The following is a 26,066-nucleotide window of genomic DNA, read 5'->3' as shown; positions in this document are numbered from 1 at the left end:
ACAGCGCGCGGAGCGCCCCTGTCGCCCGCACCGGGCCGCCCGCCGCCGGCGTGAGGAGCCCCCATCGAGCGTCCCACCGCCGGCGCCCCCCCCCGGGCGCCCCCGCCCCGCCTCCACTTCACCGGCGGGGTCCCCAGGGGATGTCGGCCGCGTCGACGATCCGCCCGCCCATGTTCCGCTCCACCATCCGCAGAGCGGCGTCCGCCAGGTCCCCGTGGATGTGGGCCACCGCGTCGCGGGGGACGGTGACGTCGAGATGCCGGATGTGCGCGTCCAGGGCGGAGTAGAGCACGCACTGCTCGGTGACCTGGCCCGTGAGGACGAGCGCGTCGACGCCCAGGCTGCCCAGGAGATAGGCCAGAGGCGTCTCGTAGAAGATGGAGTGGCGGGCCTTGACCACGAACAGGGAGTCGTCGTCGGGCCGGACCGGCTCCACCAGTTCGGGGTGGCGGCCGGACAGCGCCATGTCGAGGATCTGGCCGTGGTGGGAGCGCCAACGGCCGAAGTTGTCGTTCGCGTAGATGACGGGGACCCCTGCCGCCCGGGCACGTCGTAGCAGATCGACGATGCCGGGGAGGGCACGCTCCACCGACGGAACGAGTTCGTCCGCGTCCTCGTGCCGATAGGTGTTGAGCATGTCGATGACGACGAGCGCGTACTCCGCCAAGACCGACTCCCGGTTCTCCGGCCGACCGTGTCCGTAAGGCCCCGGTTCGTCCACGAACGTCCACGTTACCGTTCTGCCCTCGAGGCGCCATCCGGCCGGGAGTGAGGTGCGTGTCGTCGGGTACGCGCGGGGCGACCGCGAGGTCGCGGTCGTGAGGGTCCGTGACGACTTCCGGGAGGCAGGGCCATGAGCAAGGTCGAGGAGACGATCGACGTGGACGTTCCGCTGCGGACGGTGTACGACCAGTGGACGCAGTTCGAGGAGTTCCCGCGTTTCATGGAGGGTGTCGAGGACGTCCGTCAGATCGACGACCGGCATCTGCACTGGCGGACGAAGGTGGCGGGGGCGACGCGCGAGTTCGACACCGAGATCGTCGACCAGCTACCCGACCAGCGGGTCACGTGGCGCACGGTCGGGGGCGACGTCCGGCAGGTGGGGACGGTGAGTTTCCAGCAGCTGGACGCCGAGCACACGCGGGTGCGGCTGGCGATGGACGTGGAGACCGAGGGCGTGATGGAGAAGGCCGCCGACGCGATGGGGCTGCTGGACCGGCGGGTCAGGGGTGATCTGAAGCGGTTCAAGGGTTTCATCGAGGGGCGGGGCCACGAGACCGGCGGCTGGCGCGGGCGTGTCCGCCCGGCCGACGCCGATACCGCCACCGACGCGGGACCGAGTACTTCCACGGGCGCCCCGACGGGCGAGGACCCCGGACAGGTCCTGGAGGAACCCGGGCCGAAGAACCTGCCAGGACCGAACAGCGCGCCCGTCCCGACGACGGAAATCGGATCGATGACGGAGCCCGGTCCGACGACGGAGCCCGGATCGACCGGCGCGTCCGAGGCCGACCGGTCCTGGCCCGTCCCGCCCGGGCCCCACGACCCCGGTCCGCGGCCCGGCATGTGACCGGGCCGGCCGGGCGTCCCGAAGTGTCTCGGCGAAGGCCCGTTTCAGGCGTGCCCGGCGTGGCAAGTCGCGGGGCATGATGCACATCGGATACACGATGATGACCGAGCAGGCAGGCCCCCGTGAGCTCGTCGGGCACGTCGTCGAGGCGGAGCGGGTCGGATTCGACTTCTCCGTGATCTCCGACCACTCCTTCCCCTGGCTGGAGTCGCAGGGGCACGCGCCCTACGCGTGGAGCGTCCTCGGAGCCGCCGCGCAGGCGACCTCCCGCATCCCCCTGATGACCTACGTGACCTGCCCGACCTTCCGCTACCACCCCGCGGTGGTCGCGCAGAAGGCGGCGACCGTACAACTCCTGTCCGAAGGCCGGTTCCGGCTCGGACTCGGCTCGGGCGAGAACCTCAACGAGCACGTCGTCGGCCGGGGCTGGCCCTCGGCCCGCGTCCGCCTGGACATGCTCGACGAGGCCGCCGAGATCATCCACGCCCTCTTCAAGGGGGACCACGTGACACATCACGGACGCCACTTCCAGGTCGACGACGCCAAGCTGTGGGACGTCCCCGGCACACCACCGCCCGTCGGCATCGCCGTGTCCGGGCCGCGTTCCTGCGCCCTCGCCGGGCGCCACGGCGACCTGCTGATCGCCACGGAACCGAAGCGCGAGCTGCTGGACGCCTTCGACGCGGGGGGCGGAGCGGGCAAGCCCCGCATCGGGCAGCTGCCCATCTGCTACGACACCGACCGGGAGGCGGCGGTGGCCCGCGCCCACGAGCAGTTCCGCTGGTCGCTCGGAGGCTGGCGCCTCAACGCCGAGCTTCCCCTGCCGGCGGGGTTCGCCCAGGCGACCGAGCACATCCGTCCGGAGGACGTGGCCGAAAGCATCCCTTGCGGGGACGACGTCGACGCCGTCGTGGAAGCGGTCCGTCCCTTCGCCGAGGCCGGGTTCACCGACCTCGCCCTCGTCCAGGTCGGCGGTGCGCACCAGAAGTCCTTCCTCCGCTGGGCGGAGACGACGCTCCTGCCCGCGCTCCGCGCCATGTAAGGGGCTGCCGCGGACCCGTCTCGTCAGGTCGTCGCCGGTCGTCCGCGCGCACACCGGCCCCTCCGCAACCACGCAGGGAGATGAACGTCATGACCGGACCGAGCAACCCCGACCCCGACCCCCGGGACCTCTTTGGCGCCGACGCCCGGAACGCCCCCGGCGACGCGACCCGACCGGGCGAGACACCACCCGCGGAGTCGGGGACGAGCACCGGGACCGGCCCGTACCGGCCGCCCCGGCGCGGCTGGGGGAAGGGCCCGCTCCTGATCGTGTGGGCGCTGGCCGTGGTGTGCGCCCTGTTCTTCGTGGTGTACGCGATCGTGCTCGCCACCGACTGACCGGACCCCGGCCCCACCCGTACCCACTCAGACGAGAGGAACCGGCCATGGCCGCCAACGATTCCGAGCCGGACGAGGCCCGCGGCGACGACGTGTACCAGCCCACCCACTCCGACGTGTCCAACCGGCCCTCCGGGGACCTCGACCCGGACAACGCGATCGTGACGGATCCGCTCGAGGACATGTCCGTCCCCGGCTACTCCCCGCCCGAACGGCCGCGGGGCGTCACCCGGCACGGCACCACGCAGCGCGAACAGCGGGAGGGCGAATCGCTCGACGAACGGCTCGCTCAGGAAACCCCTGACGAGCCGGCACCCGAGGGAGACGGCATCGGGGACCTCCCGGGAGGCGCCGGGGAACCCGTCGACGAGCAGGCCGGCGCCACCCGGGCCGGACGGCTCGCCCCGGTCGACACGCTACCGGGCCGAATCGACCGCGCCGTCGCCCGGGACGTCGGCCTGGACGACGGCGCCGCGCCCGCGGAGGAGGCCGCGATGCACGTGGACACCGCGGCGGACGAGACCGAGGGCACGCGCCCTTCCGAAGCCTCCTGACCGAAACACCCCGACGCAGTTGACGCAGTGGAGGACGCCATGAACGAGCGCATGAACGAGCGCGACACCGAGCGTTCCCGGCAGGACCGGTTGCAGGGGGACGGCGACGACGTCATGCGGCAGACCACCCCCTCCCAGGCGGAGGGCGAGCGCGGGAAGGAGGAGGACGAGGAACAGGAGACGAAGAGGCGCCCCGGCATGTGAGAAGGAATCAGACCCCTACGGGAAGGGAGGAAGACCGCGCGGCCCGGAGCAGGACTCCGGCGCTCCCGTCCGTTCCGACACCTCTGGGGACACCATGGACCTCGACTTCCTCAAGCCGCTCCTCGAACGCCCCGGCCCCTGGGCCTCCGTCTTCATGGAGACGAGCAGGTTCACCGAGGACGCGGCGAAGATCCAGAAACTGCGTGACCGTTCCGTGCTCGGACAACTCGTCGACGAGGGCGTCGACCCGGTCACGGTCGGTGCGATCGCCGAACGGCTGGCCGCCGAGCAGGCCTCCGGGGCGCCCCCGGGGCGTGCCCTCTTCGCGACGGCCGGAGACATCGTGCTCGACCTCCCCCTCGCGACGGCCCCGCCCGCCGCCGAGGTGACCTGGTCGGCCCTTCCGCACATCGCGCCGCTGATGTTCCTGCACGGGGACGAACCCCGGTGCCTGGTGGCCCTGATCGACCGCACGGGCGCCGACCTGGAACTGTGGGACTCCCGGAGCAGGGAGCGTGTGGGCCAGGTCGCGGGGGAGGAGTGGCAGGGCCGCGGCCACCGCAGCATCCCGCAGGACCGGTACGAATGGCACTACAGCAACAAGGTCGAGGGCGCCTGGGAGGAGACGGCCGACATCATCGCCGCCGAACTCGCGCGGCGCTGCCCCCAGGACGGCGGCACGCTGCTCGTCCTGGCCGGGGACGCGCGCGAGCGCAGGACCGTGCACGAGCGGCTCCCGCAGCAGACGCGGAGCGTCACCGTCGAGGTGGAGCACGGCAGCCGGGCACCCGGCGCGTCCACCGAGCACCTCGGCCGGCAGATCGAGGAGGCACGCTCGCGGTTCGCCCGCGAACGGGTGCGGCGCGCGCTCGACACCTTCCGCGCGGGCCGCGGGCGACCCGGCGAGCACCGCGAGTCGACCGTCGACACCGCCCCCGGCCCGGCCGCCGAAGGCGTACCCGCCGTGGTCGAGGCCGCCAGGGAGCACCAGGTGGCCACCCTGCTGCTCGGTCACGAGGCGTCCGACGCCGGCCGTCACGTGTGGGTCGGCTCCGGCGCCACCGACATCGCCCTCGGCCGTACCGAGGCCAGGGCCTGGGGGTACGGCGGACGACCGGAGGAGGCCCGCGCCGACGACGCCCTGCTGCGCGCCTGTGTGGCCGCCGACTCCGAAGTGCTCGTGGTCCCGGAGGACATGCCGGGGCCGGCCGGCGGTCTCGGTGCCGTGCTGCGCTGGGCCCCGGGGCCGGTGTCCTCCCCGACGGCGGCCCCGTGACGGCCCCGCGCCCCTTCGGCAGCCGTACCGACATTTCTCCCCGCCGGATGCGGTGACGTCGAACAGAGGGCGTCCGCCGCACGGTCGGCGGCCGTGGGGTTCGGGGCGGCGCCGCGCGCGTCCGATCCGGGGCGCGCGTGCGAGGCGCTGGCGCCCGGTACCCGCGAAGAGGTGGAGGAGGACGGCCCCTGCCTCGCCGTCCTGGCCGGACTCGACCCCGCCACCGCGACCGGCGAACCCCTCTCCACCGACGTCTACGGGCAACAGGCCCGCGTCGTGTTCGCGCGCGACAGCGTCGTCTTCCTCGCCTCCTTCCCGGACGGCTGGAAGGTGACGGCGGCCGGCTGCGCCCCGAGGCCGGACCGCCCGGCCCGGTGCGAAGTGAAGGGGGGGCTGACGTGCGCCTGTTGTCCGTGCTCTGTCTGGTGCTGGTCTTCGCCGGCCTGGCCCTCGCGATCACGGTGGGGGTGACGCAGCGATGAGCGGCCTCGTGCGGTTCCTCCGCGAGAACGGTCTGACCCTCGCCTTCGGCGGCGCGTTCCTCCTCACCCTCATGGGGCAGGCCGCCGCCGGATGCGCCGAGCTCAACACCGTCCTCACCTCGGCCGCCCTGCCCCCATGGGATGCGGGGAGCACGTGCTGACCTCCGACTTCCTCGTCGACGTCACCGAGAACTGGCGGTCGGAGTTCCTCCCGTTCTTCCTCTTCGTCTTCGGCACCGTCTGGCCGGTGCAGCGCGGTTCGCCGGAGTCGAAGCCGCTCGACAGGGTCGGCCGCGAGACGGACGAGCAGCAGAGGACCGGTACGTACGCGACCCCCGAGTCGCCCCGCTCCGCCTCGGTCGGCGGGCTGAGGCAGAGCCTCTACCCGAACTCCCTCGGCACCGTCATGTGTCTGATCTTCCTGCTGTCCTGGCTGACCCGGTCCCTCACCGGCCTGGTCGTCTGCAACGAGAACCAGTTGCGTGAACTCCAGGACCCGATCGGCTGGAGCACGTACGTCCTCTCCGCCGAATTCTGGAACCGCACGCTCCAGAACCGGCGGTCCGAGCTGCTCGCCGTCGCCTCGATGGTGATCCTCGCGGTCTACCTGAGACAGCGAGGGTCACCGGAGTCCAAGCCGGTGGGCGCCACCCACACCTCCACGGGGGTGGAGGGCCGACGACGTCGCCCTCCACGCCCACCCGGTCCCTCAGGGCCAGGACGCCTCCGATGAACGGCGTCTCCATGCCGCCCGCGACGACACCGGTCACCGTCGGCCCCGGGTCGAGCAGCGCGGCGCACAGGTGGGAACCGACGAAAACGGCGCCGCCGGTGACGACGGCGTGCTGCCGGCGGGGCGGGAATGACGTTGCCATGGTGTGCGCCGCTCCCCGTCGGGCGGCACCCCTCGCCGACCGGAGCGAGCCCCTCGCCGACCGGCGTCCGAGCGACGGGCACCCCTGACGGCCCACCTCGTCAGGGGTGTTCCGATCCGGTGTTCCCGAAGTTTGCTCCCCTGCCTCATTCCCGGACGCATCCGGCGAGGTCCTCCGTGTCCGTGATCTGCTTGTCCAGCTTGTCCAGGTGCGGAAGGACCTGGTCGAGCGCGGCCGGAGCGTTCATGTTCCTGTCCAGGTGGTCCATGGTGACGTCCAGCTCCTTGAAGGCGGTTTGGAGCGCGTCGGTGTTCACACCGGCCTCGTCGGCGGCTTTCTGGACGCTCTCCATGTCGTCGGACATGTCGGCCCTGATGTCCTGGATGCCCTGGACGGTCTCGGACCTGTCCACGTTGCGCATCTTGGTGCTGTGGTCCCGGAGGTCGGCCAGCTCCTTGCAGACGGCCGCGTTGGCGTCCGCCCGTTCGTCGGCGGCGCCGCCGGACCCGCCGTCGGAGCAGCCGGCCAGGGCGAGCACGACCGCCGCGCTCGCGGCCACCAGGACGCCCGGCGCCGCCCGCCGCCACCGGCCCACGGCCCTTCGTACGGTGCTGGAGGGCATCACGCACCACCTCCTCCTCGGTACGCACGTCTCGTGCGGGGTCGTCTCGCCGCGGCGGGTACCCGTTGCCGGGGCCCGCACTCGCCCGGGAAGCGGTCGCTTCCCGGGCGCGTACGCCGACGGCCGTCGCGGGGCCGTCCTGGCCGCACGCCCGTGGCCGCCCCGTAGCCCGAACGGCCGCCTCACGGCGTGAACAGGATCTTCACGGCGCCGTCCCGCTTGCCCTGGAACATCTCGTAGGCGTCCGGTGCCCCGGAGAGCGGAAGGCGGTGCGTGGCGAAGTCGTCCACGCCCAGCGGATCGTCGTCCGTGAGGAGCGGCCGCAGGTCCTCGACCCAGCGCAGGACGTTCGCCTGCCCCATGCGGAGCTGGATCTGCTTGTCGAACATCGCGAAGAGCGGCATCGGGTCGGCCGCGCCTCCGTACACCCCCGCCAGCGACACCGTGCCCCCGCGGCGGACCAGTTCGACCGCCAGGTGCAGTGCGGAGAGCCGGTCGACGCCGTAACGCCGCATCAGGCGCCCGGCGAGAGCGTCGGGCAGATGTGCGACCAGCGTCTGCATGCCCTTGACCACCGGCGCCCCGTGGGCCTCCATGCCGACCGCGTCGACGACCGCGTCCGGTCCCCGTCCCTCCGTCAGGTCCCGTACCCGCTCGACCAGTTCGCCATCGGCGCCGGACGGATCCAGGGTGTGTACGCCGCGGGCCGCCGCCCGGTCGCGCCGCTCCCGCACGGGATCGATGCCGATGACGAGGTCCGCCCCCCGCAGCAGCGCGATCCGGCAGGCCATGTCCCCGATGGGGCCGAGACCGAGCACCGCGACCGAACCGCCGGGCGGCACGTCCGCGTAGTGGACGGCCTGCCAGGCCGTGGGCAGCACGTCCGAGAGGTACACGAAGCGGTCGTCGGGCGGCCCGTCCGGCACCGGGATCGGGAGGGTGTTCCCGAACGGGACGCGCAGGTACTCGGCCTGCCCGCCCGGCACCTGCCCGTACAGCTTGGTGTACCCGAACAGGGCCGCGCCCGTGCCGTACGCGTGGACCTGTGTCGTCTCGCACTGGGAGTGCAGCCCGCCCGCGCACATCGCGCACGTGCCGCACGAGACGTTGAACGGCACCACGACACGGCTGCCCGGCCGCAGCCGGCTCACCTCGGGGCCCACCTCCTCGACGACACCCATCGGTTCGTGCCCGAGCACGTCCCCGGGATCGAGGAACGGCCCGAGGACCTCGTACAGGTGGAGGTCGGATCCGCACAGCCCGGTCGACGTGATCCGTACGATCACGTCGGTGGGTTCCTGGATGACGGGGTCCGGCACCGTCTCCACCGAGACCTGCCGCCGGCCCTGCCACGTGACGGCCTTCATCGCTGTCACCTCCCGTTCTCTGTCCGTCGTGCCGCGCGCCTCACAGCGTCGCGGCCATCGGTGCGTGGGCGGCGACGACCGCCCGGTAGGACTCCTCCGTCGCGGCCGCGACCCGCGTCCGGTGAACCGTTCGAGGACGCGCCGCCGCCCGGCCCTGCCGTACTCCGCGCGCAGGGCCGGATCGGCGAGCAGCAGCCGTACCGCCGCCGCGAGGAGGGACGGGTCGCCCGGCGGTATGAGCCGCCCGTTCACTCCGTCGGCGACCGAGTCCAGCTGCCCGCCCACGGCACTGGCCACCAGGGGCCGGCCGCAGGCCATCGCTTCGAGCGGCACGATGCCGAACGGCTCGTAGTCCGCGGGACACAGCACGACGTCGGCGCCCCGCACGGGCGCGGGAACGAGCGCGGGCGGCACGGCGCCCGCGAACCGTACGCGGTCCGCCACCCCGGCCTCCTCGGCGACGGCCCGCAGCCGCCGCACCTCCGGGTCCGCGTCGATCCGACCGGGCGGCGGCGGGGTCGTGGAAGAGGGCGTTGACGCCGAGTACACGCATGGGGAGACCTTTCCGGTGTCGGCGGAGGGGGCTTGTCCCGGTACGCGGAGCGAGAGGTCAGGGGTGGATCGGGGGCGCCTACCGGGAGATTCCCGGGCCGGACCGCGTGTCCTGGAGCGCCCGCCTGGGTCCGGTCGTGCGGTTACCCGTGCCGAGCCGCGCTACTCCTCGGATACGGGCATTTCCAGCGAACCGGTCACGCATGGGCCTGCCGCGTCCGGGCAGCCGCCCGGTGCCACTGCCCGGATGCTTCCCCTCCCTGCCGGGCAGCGGCACCGGCGCACAGCGCCGGCGGGTGCACCGGCGTACACCGCCGGTGCACCGCGCGCCCGAGCCGCACCTGACACGGGCTGTTCCCATGGACCGCGCGCCCGAGCCACACCCGCCCCGGACTGTTCCACGGGCCGCGTGCCGACATGACCGCGTTCACGGGCCGCACCCGACACGGGCCGTGCCCCGAGGCCGGGTCGGGACCGAGCATCCGAGGGCTACCGCCCGGCGAGTCGGCGCGCGGCCGTGACGACATGGCCGCGCGAGATGCCGGCGGCGTCGAGGAGTTCGTCGGTGGTGCCTGAGCCCGGAAGACCCGTGACGGCCAGGTGGGCGAAGGCGGGGTGCTGACCGGCCGAAGCGAGGGCGGACAGCACGGCTTCGCCGATTCCGCCCTGGGGGCGGTGGTCCTCGACGACGACGACGGCACCGGTCTCCCGGGCCGCGCGGGCGAGGACGTCGGTGTCGACCGGCTTGACCGAGTACAGGTCGACGACGCGCGCGTGCAGACCGTCGTCGGCCAGCCGCTCCGCCGCGGCGAGGCACTCGTGGAGGGTGACACCGGCGCCGACGAGGGTGACCCGGTCGTGCTCGCCGTGCCGGAGGACCTTCGCGCCCCCGACGGGGAAGGCCTCGCCGTCCGGGTAGAGCACCGGATGGGCGCCTCGGGTGGTGCGCAGATAGGAGATGCCGTCGAGGTCGGCCATGGCGACGGTCAGGGCCGCCGCCGAGGTGGCGTCGCTGGGGTAGAGAACGGTGGAGCCGAGGACGGCACGCATCATGGCGAGGTCTTCGAGCCCCATCTGCGAGGGGCCGTCCGCGCCGATCTCGACGCCGCAGTGCGTTCCGCACAGGGCCATGTCGACCTGCGAGACGGCGGCCATGCGGATGAAGTCGTGCGCGCGTGTGAGGAAGGCGGCGAAGGTCGTGGCGTACGGCCGGAATCCGCGCACGGCCATGCCGACGGCGTCGGCGATCATCTGCTGCTCGGCGATGTAGCTCTGGAAGTACCGATCGGGGTGGGCCGCCCGGAAGTCCTCGGCGTGGGTGGAGTTGCCGACCTCGGCGTCCAGGACGACGACCTCGGGGCGGTCGCCGAGCGTGACGAGGGCGCCGCCGAAGGCGACGCGGGTGGCGACCTCGTCACCGACCTCGAAGTGAGGGAGGGCGGCGGGCTCGGCGGCCCGGACCTCCGAGCCGTCGGCGGGCGGTGTGGCGGGCGGCCGGGGGCCGCGCACCCTCAGATCGCGTACGCCGCCGAGTTCCGCGACGGCTCGCTCCGCCATGTCGTCGGGCAGTGGCTTGCCGTGCCAGCCGTTCTTGTCGGCGACCTCCGCCACGCCCCGCCCCTTGACGGTCCTCGCGACGACGACCGTGGGCCCCTGCCCGTCGGCGACGGTGGTCAGGGCCCGGTCGACCGCTTCGAGGTCGTGGCCGTCGACGACGAGTGCCCGGCACCCGAACGCCTCGGCGCGGCGGGCGTAGACGGCGGTGTCCCACTCCAGTTCGGTGGGGCCGCACTGACCGAGACGGTTCACGTCGACGAGGACGGTGAAGTTGGCGAGCCGATGGTGCCCCGCCTTGTCCAGGGCCTCCCACACGGAGCCCTCGGTCATCTCGCTGTCTCCGCACAGCACCCACACCCGGTAGTCCCGCTTCTCCAGATCCCGGCCCGCCAGCGCGATCCCCACGCCGTACGCGACGCCCTGGCCGAGCGAGCCGGTGGCCACGTCCACCCAGGGCAGCACGGGGGTGGGATGGCCCTGCAGCCGGTGGCCGAAGCGGCGGTAGGTCGTCATCAGCTCCTCGTCGCCGATCGCGCCGGCCGCCTTGAACATGGCGTACAGCAGCGGCGAGGCGTGCCCCTTCGAGAAGACCAGGTGGTCGGCCGCCGGGTCGTCGGGCGCGTCCCAGTCGTAGCGCAGATGGCGGGCCATGAGGACCGCCATCAGGTCGGCGGCGGACAGACTGGACGTGGGATGCCCGGACCCCGCGGCCGTACTGGCCCGCACGGAATCCACCCGGAGCTGCTGCGCGAGCTCGAAGACCTGATCGATGTCGCTGTCAGGGCCCAGCGTGGTGGTCGTGGGGGACGCGGTCATGACGGAGGTCCTTTCAGCCGGGTCCGAGGGGCGGCCCGTACCGCCGCGAAGGAGCGCTCCGGCGAACGGTGGCCGCCCGGAGCGCTCGGGGCGGCTAGCGGGAACGGGCTTCGCGCGTCCTCGAACGGTTCTCCTTGCGTATCGCTTCCAGCAGCTCGGGCCTGCTCATCCGTGAGCGGCCACCGATGTCCAGCCGCCGGGCCAGTTCGTACAGGTGCTGCTTGGTGGCTTCCTCGTCGACGCCTTCACCGCTGCGGGCGGGCCGCTCCCGGGGCGTCGCGGCGCGGGGGTCGGACGGCCCTCTGCGGCCCTGCTCCTTGCGCTCCCAGTGGTCGCCGACCTTCTCGTACGAGTGCTTGAGCGCGCTGAAGGCCACGCGATGGGCCCGCTCGCCCTCCCCGTACTGCTCCACGGCCGAGTCGTGCGCCTCGATCCAGGTGCGCCGTGCCGCCTCGGGGGAACGCTCCAGTGTCGAGGGGAGCTCTTCTCGCCCTGGCATGGGTCACCTCCGGTGACGGACGGGACATGGCGGTGCGGGGGCACCACCCCCTGCGGTGCCCCCGCGGCCGCGCCGCAAACAGGGCGACGGCACGGCCCGCCGCGGACGAGCCAGAGCAGGCGCCCGGCCCGGACAAGAAGGGCGAGTGACCGGCCGACGGGTGTGATGAGGCCGGGACCACCGCCGGCCGCCGAGTCCGTCGTCGGCCCCGTCGCGAGACCCGTGGACGGGACGCCGCAGGCCTCACGATGTCGTTGGCCGTATAGGGCCTTACGCGGCCTTGTGCGACCTTGTACGGCCTTCCGTCGACGTGGTGCGGCTCGTGACGCCCGGTCCCGAGGACCGGATCAGCGTCCGGTCGTCCCGGCGGGGCTGATCCGGGGGTTGCGCAGGGTGGAGATCACCTGGCCGTCGGTGATCTGGGGAAACTCCTCGTACCACTGTCCGACCGACCGGAAGGAGTCCGGCCGGTGCAGGCAGAAGACCTCGTCGGCCTCACGGAGCATGGCGGCGTGAGCCTCCGGCGAGCAGACCGGTACGGCGAGGATCAGCCGGGCCGGGTGCGTGCCCCGGAGACGGCGGAGGGCGGCGCGCGCGGTCACGCCCGTGGCGAGCCCGTCGTCGACGAGGACGACGGTCCGGCCGGCCGTCGCCGGAGCGGGCCTGCCCTGCCGGTACAGATCCTCGCGACGGTGCAGCTCGGTGCGCTGACGCGCCACCTCGGAGGCGAACTCGTCCTCGCTCATCCCGAGCATGGCCAGGATCTCCTCGTCGAACACGGGCGGGTCCTCGCCGGCGACGGCCCCGACGCCGACCTCCGGCCGGTCCGGCATCCCGATCTTGCGTGCCACCAGCACGTCCATCGTGGTTCCGAGCGCCCGGGCGACCTCCGCCGCGACGGGCACCCCACCGCGCGGGAGGGCGAGAACGACGGGGTCGACGAAGTCGCCCTCGCCCGCCCGGTCGACGAGCCTGGCGGCCAGTTCCTGTCCGGCCTGTCGGTGATCGTGGAACCGCATCGGAGATCATCCTTCCTTCTACGAGGCCGGGCGCCACTGACGGGACCGCTGACGGGCCCACGCCGCCGAAAGCCCGGGCACACGGGCGACTACCCGGTTCGGCGTCGGAAATGGCGACGGGACGCGGCTGTTCGACACCTGGGCCGCCCCCGTCGAGGCCGGCGCCGGCCGTCGGTGACTTGTCTGCGTCAGACGTTCGGGTGTTCGTCATGGAGGGTGGTCCGGCGTCCGCCGGCGCCACTTGGCGTGCCGGTCGCGCGTTGGGGTTGCCGTGGCGCCGCTTGCAGTGACGGTTCTGCACGCTGGGCCTGCGGGTTCCGTGCCGAAACGAGACCTCGGAAGTGCGGCGCCCCCGACGGGAAGCGATGGCGACAAGGCTGTGGAGTACCCGAACGTGTGGACGCGGGCCGACGGTCCCGGGCCGGTATCCGGATACCGGTCGAGGGGAGTGGGCGGTCTGGTGGGCCGTGACGGCGAGCTGGCCGAACTCCGGGCGGCCCTGGCCCGGCACCGGCTGGTGACCGTGACGGGAGCGGTCGGCATCGGCAAGAGCCGGCTCGCCCTGGCCGTCGCGGCCTCCCCGGGCGGCGACGCGTGGCGGACCGTGGTCCGGGTGCGCTGGCACGACGGTGTGCCCGTCGGGCCACGCGCGCTGACGGCACGGCTCGTCCGCGCCCTCACCGCCCCGACCGGGTCGCCGCTGCCGCGCGGGGACAGCGCGACCAGAACGCCACGGCGTGCGGACACCGAAACCGGGTCGTCGCCAGGCCCGGACGCAGCTTCTGGGTCGCCACCGTGCGAGGGCATCCCGGCCGGGGCTCCGACGGGTCCGGACACCCCGGCCGTCCGCCGTGCGCCCGCCGTCGCGCGGACCGACCTGGACGTCGTCGAGGCGGTGCGTGCCGTCCCGGCCGGGCCCCTCCTGCTGGTCCTCGACGACGTCGATCCCGTACACACCGAGTGCGTCGGCCTGGTCCAGCGACTCCTGATGGCCGTGCCCGAGCTGCGCGTCCTCGTCACCGCCCGCCGCGCGCTCGGCCTCGGCGACGAACACGTGGTGCGTCTCGCGCCGCTGGCGGTCGACTCCCCGGCGGGCGGGACGGAACCGCCCCCCGCCGTCGAGCTCTTCCTGTCCCGCGCGCCGTCCCGCACGCGTGGCGGCCGACCGGTCGAGGAGTCCGACATGCCGGCGGTACGGAGGGTGTGCCGGCTTCTGGAAGGGGTGCCCCTCGCGATCGAGCTGGCCGCCGGTCAGTTGGGCGAGGGGACGCTCGGCGAACTCGGCCTCCGCCTGGAGGCGGACCAGTGCTGGCTGACCGGCCCGGGTCCCGAGCTCCGCCGCCACCGGTCCCTGCGCGCCTCGATCGGCGCGGTCCACGCCCTGTGCGATCCGGTCGTCCGGAGGATCTGGCACCGCGCGAGCGTCTTCGAGGGCTCGTTCGCCGAGGCGGCGGCCGTCCTTCTCTGCTCCGGGCCCGGCGTGGATCCCGACCACGTCCCCGCGGGCCTGGCCCTGTTGAGCGCCGCCGGGGTGCTGCGGGTGGTGGCCGGAGAGCCGGGCGGGGTGCGCCGGCCCCGGTACCGCATGGCGCGGGCCGCCCGGGACTTCGGCGCCGAACGGCTCCGGCGGGCGGGGGAGTACGGGGCAGCGCTGGCCCGGCACGCGATCCACTACCGCGGCGTCGCGGCGGTGGCGGAGACGCTCTGGCACATGGGGCTGCAGCAGCAGGCGCTGCGGATCGTCCTGGACGAACACGACGACCTCATGGCGCTCGTGCCTCGCGCGCTTCCCCGTGCCGACCGCCCGGACGACGTCGAGCACGCCGAGCACGTCGAGCACGTCGAGCACGTCGAGCACGTCGAGCACGCCGAGCACGTCGAGCACGTCGAGCACGTCGAGCACGTCGAGCACGCCGAGCACGTCGAGCACGCCGAGCACGTCGAGCACGCCGAGCACGTCGAGCACGCCGAGCACGTCGAGACGGCCGTGGAGATCGTGCTGCGCCTCTGGTTCTGGTGGGCGGTCCACGGCCACGCCGGCGAAGGCGGCCGGCTCCTCCTCGGCCTGCTGTCCCATCTCCCGCCCGACAGCCCGTTCCTGGCACGCGGACGATGGCTGGCGGCCTGGCTGACCGCCGGCCACGACCCGCGAACGGCCCACCACCTCCTGGCCCTCGCCTGGCCGGCCGCCGTCATGGCCGGAGACGACGCCCTCGTCGGCCGCATCGCCCATGTCCACGGCACACTGGCCTGGCGGCGGCGGGACACGGAGGCGGCCGTCCGGTACTACCGCCAAGCGGCCGACACCATCCCGGAGACGGCCCCCGGCGGCCCTCCGCCGACCGTCAGCCTCGCCGCCCTGGCCGTGGTCCAGGCCGACGCCGCGCCCCGGGCCGCCGAGGGCACCGCCCGCCGCGCCCTCGCCCAGGCGCGCAACCGCGACGACGCCTGGGCCACGGCCCTCGCCCACTACGCCCGCGCCGTCGCCGACCACGGCGCCGGACGCACCGGCCGCGCACGGCACCGCGCGCACCGCGCCCTCGCGCACCTGACCACCGGCCCGGACACCGCCCCGCAGGCGCACACCGCGCTCCGCCGCCTGCTCGACCGCCTGGACCGGCCCGCCGACGGCCCCCGGACGCCCGCGCGCGACGACGACCACGGCTGCGGTTCCCCGATGTGGGGGGCGGGACAGGAAGCCCTTGACCACGGCATACTTACCGCTCAGTAACCAAGGCTTCCCCTGCGGCCTCCCCAGCGCCGTATCCTCCCGACCCAAGGAATCCGATGCCCTCGTCCGCACGCTCCGCGTTCCTGCTCGCCGGTCTGCTCGCCTCCGCGGGCGTGGCCCATTTCGTCGCTCCCAAGCAGTTCGACGCCATCGTGCCGCGCGCCCTGCCGGGCAGCCCCCGGACCTGGACCACGGCCAGCGGAGTGGTCGAGCTCGCGCTGGCCGCGGGCCTCGCGCTGCCGGCGACCCGGCGGGCCACCGCCCGCGCCACCGCCCTGTTCTTCGCGGGAGTGTTCCCGGCCAACGTGAAGATGGCCTACGACTGGCGGAACCGCTCGACGCCCGCCAAGGCCCTCGCGTACGGACGGCTTCCCCTCCAGATCCCGCTGATCCTCATGGCCCGCGAGGCGGGCCGCCCCGAGAAGTAGACCGCTCCGATAAGGAGACCGCGCCGAGGAGTAGACCGCGCCGCGAAGGAGGACGTACCGGGAAGGAAGACGCGCCGAGAAGGAGGGCAGGCGTCCTCCTCAGCCCACCGCGTCGAGGAGCAGGCGCGCGGCCACCGTCGCCCCGTCGGTGCGGACCGTACCGGCCACGGCGGTCGCCCGCGCCCGGGTCCCGGAGGCCAGGGCCGTCCCGAGCGCGGCCGACAGGGACTCGACGGTCGGCGTCGGACCGTCGTGCGCCACGCCGACACCCAGCTCGGTCACCCGCTCCGCCCAGTACGGTTGGTCCGCCCCCTGTGCCACCACCACCTGCGGCACCCCGGCCCGGGTGGCCGTCGTGGTGGTGCCCGCGCTGCCGTGGTGCACGACGGCGGCCGTCCGTGGGAACAGCTTCTGATGGTTCACCTCGCCGACGGCGAGGCAGTCGTCCCGGTCGTCGAGCAGTTCGAGACCGGCCCAGCCACGGGAGACGATCGTACGGAGGCCCAGCGCGCGGACCGCCTCGACAGCCACCCGGGCGATGTCCTTCAGGGAGTCCAGGGGCAGGCTGCCGAAACCCACGTACACCGGGGGCGTACCGGCGTCCAGGAACGCCACCAGCTCCGGTGGGAGCGGACGTGCGTCGGGGCGGAGCCAGGCGCCGGTCTGCACCACGTCGAGACCCGTCGGCGGCCACGGGCTCAGGACCGGATCGGTGGCCAGCCACGGGCGGTCGGTGAAGGCGTAGTCCCGGACGTTGTCCACGGCGGGCAGACCGATTGCCGCCCGGTGCGCGTTGATTACCGCACCGAACATGTCGTTCGCGTTCCGCGCGTCCCAGTCCCACAGTGCTCGGTTGTCGTGCGCCCCCGGGGGCAGCGGCCGGCCCCGCCGCCCGGGCGGCGGCCGGTGCGGCGACGGCAGGACGACCGGCTGGTGACTCGCGTGGACGTAACGGATGCCCAGTTTCTCGGCCACCGACCGCGCGCCCGCCGTCACGGGCAGCGGTCCGGTCGCCACCAGCGCGTCACACCCCTCGGCGGCCGCGGCGACGGTGTCGAACTGGGCGGCGATCAGATCGGCCGCGCGCCGCGCCAGGCCGACCGCGGACCCGGGCTTCACCGAGGCCACGAGCGGACGCACCGGCTGCCCCACGGGCACCAGTGGTACACCGGCACCGGCCAGCAGTCCGCCGAACTCCTCGTCCGGCGGCGCGCACACCAGCGCCTCCGCACCGAGCTCCCGCAACCGCACCGCGAGACCCACCATCGGTTCGACGCTTCCGCGCGATCCGTACGTCGACAACAACACCCGCACTGCGCGGCCCCCTTGGTCGGCACGTTCCGGTCCAGGCCGCCCATTCTGCGGCACGGTCCGGACCTCGCCGCCCGCGCCCCCGCCCGCCGGTGGTCAGGGGCGCCGCCAGTCGTCCTCCCGCAGATGCGATCCGGCCATGGGACCCATGCGCAGCATGCCGCCGTCCACGGCCCAGGACGCGCCCGTGACGTACGAGGCGTCAGGACCCGCGAGGAAACCGATGACGGCGGCGACCTCCCGCGCGTCCCCGGGGCGCCCCAGCGGCACACCGGGCCGGGACTCCCGCCGTACGTCGGTGTCCTCCTGGCCGGTCATCGGCGTGGCGATCTCGCCGGGGGCCACGGCGTTGACCGTGATGCCGTGCTCGGCCAGTTCGAGCGCCATGACCTGGGTGAGGAGCCCCAGGCCGCCCTTGGCCGCGCAGTACGGTCCCGCGCCCACGCGCGGCTGGTGCTCGTGGACGGACGTCACGTTCACGATCCGGCCACCGCCGCCCTGGGCGATCATGCGCCGGGCCGCCCGCTGGGAGCAGAGCAGCGGCCCCACCAGGTCCACGTCCAGGACGTCCCGGACGGTCGCGAGGTCCAGGTCGAGGAACGGCGTGGCGGTGCCGGTGCCCGCGTTGTTGACGAGGACGTCGATCCTGCCGAGCGCGTCCCCGAGCCGGTCGACGACGTCCGCGGCCTCGGGGAGCCGAGTGAGATCGAGATGGTCCACCACGGTGCGGCGGCCGTGCCGCCGCACCTCCTCTGCGGTGGCGTGGGCGCCCTCCTCGTCGCTGTGCCAGGTGATGCCGACGTCGAGGCCCTGCTCGGCCAGCCGGACGGCGACGGCCCGTCCGATGCCGGAGTCCGCACCGGTGACCACGGCGGTGAGGGGCCGGAAGACGAGATCGTCCGGGACGGCGGACGGCCCGGTGCCCGCCTGCCGGCTGTGCTGCGTGTCCATGATCTGCTCTGCCTTCCGGTGCGTGTGCGTGTGCGTGAATGGGCGCGACCTCACGCGCGGATGAACTCGCGTACGGGTGAACTCGCGTGGGTGCGAACTCGGCTGTGTCTCAGAGGGACGCGGGGAACCGCTGCCACACCCGGTGACGGCCGAGCAGCCCGGCCAGCTCGGACAGCACCTGCCCGGTGTCCTCGCCGAGGACGACGCCCGGCGCGTCCGCGGACAGCCGGGCCGCCTCCAGGGCGGTCGCCCCCTCGCCGGTCGCGCCGATGGCCTTCCCGTGGCGGTAGGCCTCGGTGAGCAGCAGCGCCACACGCGGGTCGAGGAGCGGCGCGTCGGTGGTGGCATGGCCGGCCTTCGCGTCCCGCACGCCCTGCGCGTCGAGCCCGGGAGCGGGGCACGCGACGACGCACAGGGCGTCGAACTCGGTGGACCGCGCGGCGGCGAACGTCCGCTGCACCGTGACCGCCTCCCCGTCGGCGTCGAGGACGCCACCGGCCGCGGCGATCACCAGGGGGACCGTTCCCGCGCTCAGGGCGGCCTCGCGGAACGACCGTACGGCCTCCATGCCACGGGCGTCGGTCTCGTCGGCGATGATGCCGATGACCCGTCCGTCGAGCGGCCACGTCTCGCCGAGCTGCGAGAGCGCGGGGCTGGGGCGCACCTCGGCGTACGGCTCCGTCGCCGGCGGGACGGAGAGGCCGAGACCGGTGGCGACGCCTTCGCAGAGAACGGGGTCGATGTTGGCGAGGACCGTCAGGACGCGTTCCTTCACCGCTTGTTCGTAGCACTTGCTCAGCTCGAAGGTGTACGCCGCGATGATGTGCTCGCGCTCGGTCGGCGTCATGCTCAGCCAGAAGAGCCGGGGCTGCCCGAAGTGGTCCGCGAAGGACTGCGGCGCCTTACGAACCTTGTTCGACGTCGGGACCTGGACCGGCGCCTCGATGTAGGCGCCGGTGTCCGCCCCGGCGAGGAACGGGCAGCCGCCGTCGAGGGAGTTGGGGCGGTAGGGGGCGACACCGGTGTGGACGGCCGTCTGGTGCATGCCGTCGCGCAGCATGTCGTTGACGGGAGCGTGCGGCCGGTTGATGGGCAACTGGGCGAAGTTGGGGCCGCCGAGCCTGCTGATCTGGGTGTCCAGATAGGAGAAGAGACGCCCGGCGAGCAGCGGGTCGTCGGTGATGTCGATGCCGGGCACGAGGTGGCCGGGGTGGAAGGCGACCTGCTCCGTCTCGGCGAAGAAGTTCTTGGTGTTCGCGTTGAGGGTGAGCAGACCGACCGGCTGTACGGGGGCGAGTTCCTCCGGCACGATCTTCGTCGGGTCGAGCAGGTCGATGCCCTCGAAGGTCTGTTCCGGGGTGTCGGGGAACGTCTGGATGCCGAGCTCCCACTGCGGGTGGGCGCCCGCCTCGATGGCGTCGAACAGGTCCCTCCGGTGGAAGTCGGGGTCCGTCCCGCCGATGATCTGCGCCTCTTCCCAGACGAGCGAGTGCACGCCGAGCCGGGGCTTCCAGTGGAACTTCACCAGGGTCGTCCCGCCGTCGTCGGCGACGAGACGGAAGGTGTGGACGCCGAAGCCCTCCATCATCCGGTAGGAGCGGGGGATGCCCCGGTCGGACATGTTCCACAGCGTGTGGTGGGTGGCCTCGGTGTGCAGTGACACGAAGTCCCAGAAGGTGTCGTGGGCGCTCTGGGCCTGCGGGATCTCCCGGTCGGGGTGCGGCTTGCCGGCGTGGATGATGTCGGGGAACTTGATGGCGTCCTGGATGAAGAAGACCGGGATGTTGTTCCCGACGAGGTCGAACGTCCCCTCCTCGGTGTAGAACTTCGTCGCGAACCCGCGGGTGTCACGTACGGTGTCGGCCGAACCCCGGGAGCCGAGCACCGTGGAGAACCGTACGAACACGGGCGTCTCCACGTCGTCGGCGAGGAACGCGGCCCTCGTCAGCCGGCTCGCCGTCCCGTAGCTCCGGAACACGCCGTGGGCCGCCGCCCCGCGCGCGTGGACCACGCGCTCGGGGATCCGTTCATGGTCGAAGTGGGTGATCTTCTCGCGGAGGTGGTGGTCCTGGAGCAGTACGGGACCGCGGCTGCCCGCCTTGAGCGAGTGGTCGCTCTCGTACAGCCGGGCGCCCTGCGCGGTGGTCAGGTGGGCGCCGCTCTGCGCCGACCGGGCGGGGTCCTCCCCGGTGGCCTGACCCGTGGGGCTGACGGTCTCGGGGCCGCTCTGGTCGGGCTTGGGCGGCAGCGGGCCGTGGGGCCGCGTGGGCTCCTCCAGGGACGACGGCTTGGCGCCGGGCCGGCCGGGGACGTCGGGCTCCGGGGTCGGGTTCGCTGTCATGAGGACGCTCCTGTTCCGATGGATGTCTTGTGCTTCCACGCCTGCCCTGTCACAGATGCCCCGAAAAGCACATATCGCGCCGAATTGAGCCGATCAGGGGGTGGGCGGTGAAGGGCGCCGGGACCTCGCTCCCGGCGGAGGGCTCACCGGAGGGCTCAGCGGAAGGGCCGGGGCCGGAGGCGGCGGGGCGCTCGGAGCGGCCGGTGGGAGCGGAGGGCGGCCCGGGCGGCGTTGGCACCGGGTGCGCCGTGGACGCCGCCCCCCGGATGGGCGGTGGCCGAGGCGAGGTAGAGGCCCCGGATCGGGGTCCCCGGGCGTCCCGTGCCCGGCACGGGACGGAAGAACAGCTGCTGGTGCAGGTTGGTGGTGCCCTGGTTGACGGCGCCTCCGACGAGGGAGGCGTTCAGCCGCTCCAGGTCGGGCGGCCCGAGGACGCGCCGGGCGAGGACCGACGCGCGGAACCCGGGCGCGAGACGCTCGATGCCCGCCTCCACGCGCGCGGCCACGACGTCCTTCTCCCGCTCGTCCCACCGCCCCCGGAGACCGTCGTCCCCGGCGTCGCCCCTGATCTCCTGCGGCACGTGCGTGTAGCCCCATGCCGACTCCGTACCGGCCGGGGAGCGCGTCGCGTCGGCCGTGGTCATCTGGCCGAGGACGGTGAAGGGCACGTCGGGCACGTGTCCCGTCGCGAGCTGGGCGGCGAACCGGGTGAGGGCGTCGACGCCGTCGGTGACATGGACGGTCCCGGCGCCGTGCGCCCCCTCGGCGGTCCAGGGGATCGGACGCGCGAGGGCCCAGTCGACCTTGACCGTGGACAGGTCCCACTGGAAGTGACGCAGATCCGCGCGGAGCCGCGGCGGCACGTCCTCCTCCGCGACCAGGCGCCCGTACAGCAGAGGGGCGGGTACGTCGGCGAGGACGGCGCGGCGCGCGGGGATCTCGCTGCCGTCCTCGGTGCGGACGGCGACGGCGCGGCCATCCCGTACGACGACGCGCGTCACCGTACGACGGCAGTGGAGGACCCCGCCGCGGGCCTGGAGCCGCCGGACGAGCGCCCGGGTGAGAGCGGCCGCTCCACCGGTGGGCACGGGGAAGCCGTAGGCCTGGCCGAGCATGGACATGAGCCAGCCGAAGCCACCTCCGAGAGCGGTTTCGGGCCCCAGGTCGGCGTGGAGGGCGTTGCCCGCGATCAGGAGCCTGCCGCCTTCGCCGGCGAAGTGCTCCTCGCCGAACCGCCGGGCCGGCAGCAGCATGGTCCTGGCCAGCCGCAGACCGTCGGAGGGGCCGGTGCGGGCGGCGAGCCGCAGCCCCGGCAGGACCGGGGGGAACGGGGTGAAGAGGCACCCGATCAGATCGTCGTCGACCTGCCGCCAGAGGCGGTAGAGCCGCTCCCAGGCGTCGCCGTCGGGCGCCGCGAAGCCCGCGAGGGACGCGGTCGTCCTCTCGAGGTCCCGGGACAGCACCGGACACCGCCCGTCGGGGAGCGGATGGGCGAGGACGGTCGGGGCGTGCGTCCAGCGCAGCCCCTGGTCCTCGAGACGCATGGCCCGGATCACCGGAGAGGCGGCGGCCAGCGGGTAGAACGCGCTGAACAGGTCGTGCACGTGGTCGGGATGGACACCGCGGTCGCTGCGCACCGCTCCGCCCGGCTCGTCCTGGGCCTCCAGGACGACGACCCGCCACCCGGCGTCCGCGAGGACGTTGGCCGCCACCAGACCGTTGGGACCGGCGCCGACGACCACCGCGTCAGGCGCCGGCACGAGGACCGCTCCTTCCCCGACCCGCCTCCGTCCGCCCGTCCTCCTCGGTCTCCTCCGCGTCAGGCCCCGGCCCCGGCTCCGGCTCGGGCTCGGGCCACACGAGCAGGACCGGCCCGGCGGGCACGGCGCGGTGACGCGACCGGACGGCGACGCCGGAGGCCGAGCGGTGCCGGCCGGTCTCCGGATCCTCGGCGGGCGGCTTGCGGATGAGCTGATGACGCAGGGCCATGAGAGGTCCTCCCGGTGACTCCGGTGACTCGTGAGCGGCGCCCGTTCACCCGCCACGCCTTCTCATGCCCCGGCGTCTGACCCCTCCCCGGACACTTCATGCGCCCGGGGCGGCGGTTTCCCTCACGAGGCGGGGATCACGCGCCCGTAGCCAGCGCTTCGACGCCGGGCCCGTGGAGCTCCTCCAGCGCCACCGGTCGCCCGCGTCGGGCGGATCCCCCGCCCCGCCGGGGCGCGGTGGGAGCTGAGAGGGGACGGCGCCCGATACGGGAACGACGGGGACGGGAACGGGCACGGTCGAGAGCTCGTCGGGCGGCCGTGCACGGCCGGACGTAGGGTCCGCATATGGGTCAGTACCCCCGCCGCCGCCGTGGTGTCCGGCCGTCGGCTCCCGGTACCCGTGCCCGCACGCACCGTCGTCGGCCGACGCGGGTGGGTGAGCGACGTGGCTGAGCCCCCGGGTGCGGACGCCGAGGACGCCTTCGGCTCCGGGCGCCTGGACGCCGTCCTCGCTGACGTGATGGCCGGCACCGGGGCGTCCATCGGCATGGTCTACCTGCGGGTACCGGGGGACCACATGCTGCGGCTGGCCCTCGTGTCGGGTGTCTCCCAGGCGATCGCCGCTCCCTGGGTACGGGTTCCCGACGACGCCCCGATCCCGGTGGCGGACGCCATGCGCGAGCGAAGACTGGTGTGGCTGGGGGGCCGGCAGGAGATCGCCCACCGCTACCCGCGGCTGGGGATCGTGCTGCCGTACGACTTCATGCTGGCGGCCGCCCCGATCGCCGACGCGACGACGGTGTGGGGCGGCTTCGTCCTGCTGTGGCCGGTCTGGCACGCGCCCCACCTCGACGAACGCGAGCGCGACATGCTCGACGTCTACTGCCGCCGGGCGGCGAAGGCGCTGCGGCGGGCGACCGACCAGGGGCTCGCGCTCGATCCGACCGAGCCCCGCGTCGTGCACGCGACCCGGCTGTCGGAGGCCGACCCCTCCGTGGCGGTGGCCGCCGTCGACTTCGCGGAACGCCTGCCCGTGGGGTGCTGCGCCCTGGACCTCGACGGACGCGTCACCTTCATCAACACCGCCGCCGCCGAACTCGTGGACGCCGGGGCGGCGGCGCTGCTCGGCAGACGGCCGTGGGAGGTGCTGCTGTGGCTGAACGACCCCGTCTTCGAGGACCGCTACCGCGCGGCGGTGATCTCCCGGCGTCCGATGTCGTTCACGGTCATGCGCCGGCCGGGGACCTGGCTCCTCTTCGAGCTCTACCCGGACACCACCGGCATCAGCGTCCACATCACCCGCCCGTCCGGGCCGTCGGCGACGGACGCCGCCGGGAACACCGGAGCGGGAGCGGGAGCGGTGACGAACGCCGCGACGCCGTCCACCGGCGGAGCGGGAACGGCGGCCGAGGCCCCGCCGTACGCCGGATCCATCGGCGCGGCCGCCGTGTACCAGCTCATGCACCTCGCGGCGACCCTCTCCGAAGCGGCCGGTGTCCACGACGTCGTCGAACTCGTCGCCGACCAGATCGTGCCCGCCTTCGGCCCCCAGGGCCTCATCCTGATGAGCGCCGACGAGGGACGGCTGCGCATCATCGGCCACCGTGGTTACGACCAGGAGTTCATCGACCGCTACGACGGCACACCCGTCACGGCGGAGGTCACCGACGCGCAGGTGCTCGCCACCGGCATTCCCGTGTTCTTCCCGACGCTCGACGACCTCGTCCGCGCACACCCGCACGCTCCGCGCTTCGGAGGGCGTCACGCCTGGGCGTTCCTGCCCCTGATCGCCTCCGGCCGTCCGGTGGGCTCCCTCATCCTGTCGTACGACCGACCGCGTCCCTTCCCCGCCGCCGAGCGGGCGCTGCTCACCTCACTGGCGGGGCTGATCGCGCAGGCCCTCGCCAGGGCGCGTCTCTACGACGCGAAGCACTCCCTGGCGCGGAGCCTCCAGACCAGCCTGCTGCCGCACAGCCTGCTCCCGCTCCCGGGGGTCGCCGTCGCCGCCCGCTACCTGCCCGCAGGGCACGGGATGGACGTCGGAGGGGACTTCTACGACCTCATCCAGGCGGCGCCCGCCGCGGTCATCGCCGTCATCGGCGACGTCCAGGGACATGACTCCAACGCCGCCGCCCTCATGGGGCAGGTGCGGACGGCCGTCCACGCCCACGCGACGGCGGGCGCGTCTCCCGGCGACATCCTCGCCCGCACCAACCGACTCCTGAAGGACCTCGATCCGGACCGGTTCACCAGTTGTCTCATCGCCGAGCTGGACCTCGCCCACCACCGTCTCCGGCTGGCCACCGCGGGCCACCCGCCGCCGTTCCTGCGCCGCCCGGACGGCCGTACCCATCTGCTTGAGGTCTCGCCGGGGCTTCTGCTCGGGATCGACCCGGACATCGCGTACGAGACCACGGAGGTGCCCTGGGAGCCGGGTTCCGTCCTCGCCCTCTACACGGACGGACTCGTCGAGACGCCCGGTGTCGACATCGGTACGACCACGGCGGAGCTGGCCGACCGCCTCGCCCGGGAGCGGACCGAGGACCTGGAGGCCCTGGCCGACAGCCTGATCCGCCACGTCAAGGACGCCGCGCACCGCACCGACGACGTGGCTCTCCTGCTCCTCCGCGGATGGCCCTGACGTCGTAGCGGCTTGCCGGACCTATCGACTATCGATAGATTGCTATCGTTGGTCGATCGAAGGAGACGTCATGGGAAAACTGAAGGTGCTCGCGCTGCGCGCCGTGCTCGCGATGCTGTTCGCCGGCTCGGTCTTCGTGGAGGCGGTGATGGTTCCCCTGCTCGCCAGTGACCTGGAGGGGCTGAAGCCGGAGTACGCGTACCTGCGCACTCCCTTTCTCGTGATCATGGTCCTCGGACTCCTGACGGCCCAGACCATCCTGGTCTCCGTGTGGCGGCTGGTGACGATGGTGCGGCGGGGAACGGTGTTCTCGCCCGCCGCCTTCCGCTACGTGGACGTCATCACCGGCGCCTTCGCGGTGGGCGCGGTCCTGGTGTTCGCCTTCGCCGTCGTCCTGGCGCCGGGGGAGGCGGTCGCCCCGGGCATCGTCCTGCTGATCTGCGGGGCGAGCCTCGCGGTGCTCGGCATCGCGCTGATCGTGCTGGTCCTGAGGATGCTGCTCGCCCAGGCCGTCGAGCGCGACGTCGAGGCGACCCGGATGCGGGCCGAGCTCTCCGAGGTGATCTGATGCCGATCGTCGTGGACATCGACGTGATGCTCGCCAGGCGCAAGATGTCCGTGGGACAGCTCGCGGAACGCGTGGACATCACCCCGGCCAACCTCGCCGTACTCAAGAACGGCCGCGCCAAGGCGGTGCGCTTCACGACGCTCGCGGCCCTCTGCGAAGTGCTCGAGTGCCAGCCGGGAGACCTGCTGCGCTGGGAACCGGAGGAACCGGAGGAACCGGAGGAACCGGAGGGGGCGGAGGAATCGGCGACGTCCGACGTGATGGCGGCGGCCGGCAAGGGGGAGTAGGACGGTGCCGCGGCCCGCCCCGGCTCTCTTCCGGTGCGCGTACCGGA

At 73.5% G+C, this 26,066-nt stretch carries 22 protein-coding genes and 2 pseudogenes; 12 read left to right on the top strand and 12 right to left on the bottom strand.

Annotated elements, in window-relative coordinates:
• Positions 1–118: 118 nt before the first annotated feature.
• Complete coding sequence (locus ACFWUY_RS26365; protein WP_384114071.1) at positions 119–667, bottom strand: isochorismatase family cysteine hydrolase; 549 nt, start codon at positions 665–667, stop codon at positions 119–121.
• A gap of 186 nt (positions 668–853) precedes the next feature.
• Here ACFWUY_RS26365 and ACFWUY_RS26360 point away from each other — a divergent pair, with 186 nt between their 5' ends.
• The 7 genes and pseudogenes from ACFWUY_RS26360 (at position 854) to ACFWUY_RS26330 (ending at position 6,199) form a co-directional block, all read left to right on the top strand.
• Positions 854–1,570, top strand: coding sequence for an SRPBCC family protein (locus ACFWUY_RS26360; protein ID WP_384114067.1), 717 nt, complete (start codon positions 854–856; stop codon positions 1,568–1,570).
• 76 nt (positions 1,571–1,646) lie between these two features.
• Positions 1,647–2,612, top strand: a complete 966-nt coding sequence (locus ACFWUY_RS26355) for an LLM class F420-dependent oxidoreductase (protein WP_384114063.1) — start codon at positions 1,647–1,649, stop codon at positions 2,610–2,612.
• Positions 2,613–2,701: 89 nt separating this feature from the next.
• A complete protein-coding gene (locus tag ACFWUY_RS26350) occupies positions 2,702–2,950 on the top strand; it encodes a DUF6480 family protein (protein ID WP_384114060.1) in 249 nt (82 codons plus the stop codon).
• Between the two features lie 47 nt (positions 2,951–2,997).
• Complete coding sequence (locus ACFWUY_RS26345) at positions 2,998–3,504, top strand: DUF5709 domain-containing protein (RefSeq protein WP_384114056.1); 507 nt, start codon at positions 2,998–3,000, stop codon at positions 3,502–3,504.
• Positions 3,505–3,543: 39 nt separating this feature from the next.
• Positions 3,544–3,708: a hypothetical protein gene (locus tag ACFWUY_RS26340; RefSeq protein ID WP_384114051.1), complete on the top strand. Its 165-nt coding sequence runs from the start codon at positions 3,544–3,546 to the stop codon at positions 3,706–3,708.
• Between the two features lie 94 nt (positions 3,709–3,802).
• Positions 3,803–4,984, top strand: coding sequence for a hypothetical protein (locus ACFWUY_RS26335; protein WP_384114047.1), 1,182 nt, complete (start codon positions 3,803–3,805; stop codon positions 4,982–4,984).
• Between the two features lie 478 nt (positions 4,985–5,462).
• Positions 5,463–6,199 (top strand): annotated as a pseudogene (locus ACFWUY_RS26330) (DUF6766 family protein).
• 287 nt (positions 6,200–6,486) lie between these two features.
• Here ACFWUY_RS26330 and ACFWUY_RS26325 read toward each other — a convergent pair.
• The 6 genes and pseudogenes from ACFWUY_RS26325 to ACFWUY_RS26300 form a co-directional block, all read right to left on the bottom strand.
• Positions 6,487–6,963: a hypothetical protein gene (locus ACFWUY_RS26325; RefSeq protein WP_384114040.1), complete on the bottom strand. Its 477-nt coding sequence runs from the start codon at positions 6,961–6,963 to the stop codon at positions 6,487–6,489.
• A gap of 182 nt (positions 6,964–7,145) precedes the next feature.
• Positions 7,146–8,330: an alcohol dehydrogenase catalytic domain-containing protein gene (locus tag ACFWUY_RS26320; protein ID WP_384114080.1), complete on the bottom strand. Its 1,185-nt coding sequence runs from the start codon at positions 8,328–8,330 to the stop codon at positions 7,146–7,148.
• Between the two features lie 132 nt (positions 8,331–8,462).
• A pseudogene (locus tag ACFWUY_RS26315) lies at positions 8,463–8,810 on the bottom strand (glycosyltransferase); the annotation flags it as partial.
• Between the two features lie 561 nt (positions 8,811–9,371).
• Complete coding sequence (locus ACFWUY_RS26310; RefSeq protein ID WP_384114037.1) at positions 9,372–11,255, bottom strand: transketolase; 1,884 nt, start codon at positions 11,253–11,255, stop codon at positions 9,372–9,374.
• Positions 11,256–11,349: 94 nt separating this feature from the next.
• A complete protein-coding gene (locus tag ACFWUY_RS26305) occupies positions 11,350–11,754 on the bottom strand; it encodes a ChaB family protein (RefSeq protein ID WP_384114032.1) in 405 nt (134 codons plus the stop codon).
• 347 nt (positions 11,755–12,101) lie between these two features.
• Positions 12,102–12,773, bottom strand: a complete 672-nt coding sequence (locus ACFWUY_RS26300; RefSeq protein ID WP_384114029.1) for a phosphoribosyltransferase — start codon at positions 12,771–12,773, stop codon at positions 12,102–12,104.
• A 460-nt stretch (positions 12,774–13,233) separates the two neighbouring features.
• Between ACFWUY_RS26300 and ACFWUY_RS26295 the strand changes: the two genes are divergently transcribed.
• Positions 13,234–15,504: an AAA family ATPase gene (locus ACFWUY_RS26295; RefSeq protein ID WP_384114026.1), complete on the top strand. Its 2,271-nt coding sequence runs from the start codon at positions 13,234–13,236 to the stop codon at positions 15,502–15,504.
• A 56-nt stretch (positions 15,505–15,560) separates the two neighbouring features.
• Positions 15,561–15,932 carry a DoxX family protein gene (locus ACFWUY_RS26290; RefSeq protein WP_384114023.1) on the top strand — a complete coding sequence of 124 codons (372 nt, stop codon included), beginning with the start codon at positions 15,561–15,563 and terminating at the stop codon, positions 15,930–15,932.
• A 99-nt stretch (positions 15,933–16,031) separates the two neighbouring features.
• Here the strand turns inward: ACFWUY_RS26290 and ACFWUY_RS26285 are convergent, their stop codons facing one another.
• The 5 genes from ACFWUY_RS26285 to ACFWUY_RS26265 form a co-directional block, all read right to left on the bottom strand.
• Positions 16,032–17,198 (bottom strand): glycosyltransferase, encoded by a 1,167-nt coding sequence (locus ACFWUY_RS26285; RefSeq protein ID WP_384114020.1) that lies wholly within the window; start codon positions 17,196–17,198, stop codon positions 16,032–16,034.
• Between the two features lie 141 nt (positions 17,199–17,339).
• A complete protein-coding gene (locus ACFWUY_RS26280) occupies positions 17,340–18,194 on the bottom strand; it encodes an SDR family oxidoreductase (protein WP_384114017.1) in 855 nt (284 codons plus the stop codon).
• Positions 18,195–18,303: 109 nt separating this feature from the next.
• Positions 18,304–20,535: a catalase gene (locus ACFWUY_RS26275; protein ID WP_384114014.1), complete on the bottom strand. Its 2,232-nt coding sequence runs from the start codon at positions 20,533–20,535 to the stop codon at positions 18,304–18,306.
• A gap of 155 nt (positions 20,536–20,690) precedes the next feature.
• Positions 20,691–22,295: a phytoene desaturase family protein gene (locus ACFWUY_RS26270; RefSeq protein ID WP_384114011.1), complete on the bottom strand. Its 1,605-nt coding sequence runs from the start codon at positions 22,293–22,295 to the stop codon at positions 20,691–20,693.
• Positions 22,282–22,524: a hypothetical protein gene (locus ACFWUY_RS26265; RefSeq protein ID WP_384114008.1), complete on the bottom strand. Its 243-nt coding sequence runs from the start codon at positions 22,522–22,524 to the stop codon at positions 22,282–22,284. The genes ACFWUY_RS26270 and ACFWUY_RS26265 overlap by 14 nt, the downstream gene beginning before the upstream one ends.
• 444 nt (positions 22,525–22,968) lie before the next feature.
• Between ACFWUY_RS26265 and ACFWUY_RS26260 the strand changes: the two genes are divergently transcribed.
• From ACFWUY_RS26260 to ACFWUY_RS26250, 3 genes are all read left to right on the top strand, one after another.
• Positions 22,969–25,164 (top strand): SpoIIE family protein phosphatase, encoded by a 2,196-nt coding sequence (locus tag ACFWUY_RS26260; protein ID WP_384114006.1) that lies wholly within the window; start codon positions 22,969–22,971, stop codon positions 25,162–25,164.
• Between the two features lie 70 nt (positions 25,165–25,234).
• Positions 25,235–25,732 (top strand): DUF2975 domain-containing protein, encoded by a 498-nt coding sequence (locus ACFWUY_RS26255; RefSeq protein ID WP_384114003.1) that lies wholly within the window; start codon positions 25,235–25,237, stop codon positions 25,730–25,732.
• Positions 25,732–26,019: a helix-turn-helix domain-containing protein gene (locus tag ACFWUY_RS26250; protein WP_384114001.1), complete on the top strand. Its 288-nt coding sequence runs from the start codon at positions 25,732–25,734 to the stop codon at positions 26,017–26,019. The genes ACFWUY_RS26255 and ACFWUY_RS26250 overlap by 1 nt, the downstream gene beginning before the upstream one ends.
• Positions 26,020–26,066: the final 47 nt, after the last annotated feature.

This window comes from Streptomyces sp. NPDC058664, assembly GCF_042716635.1.
Taxonomy (GTDB): Bacteria; Actinomycetota; Actinomycetes; order Streptomycetales; family Streptomycetaceae; genus Streptomyces.
Note: the sequence above shows the minus strand (reverse complement) of the source record. Positions and strands in the feature narration are given on the sequence as shown.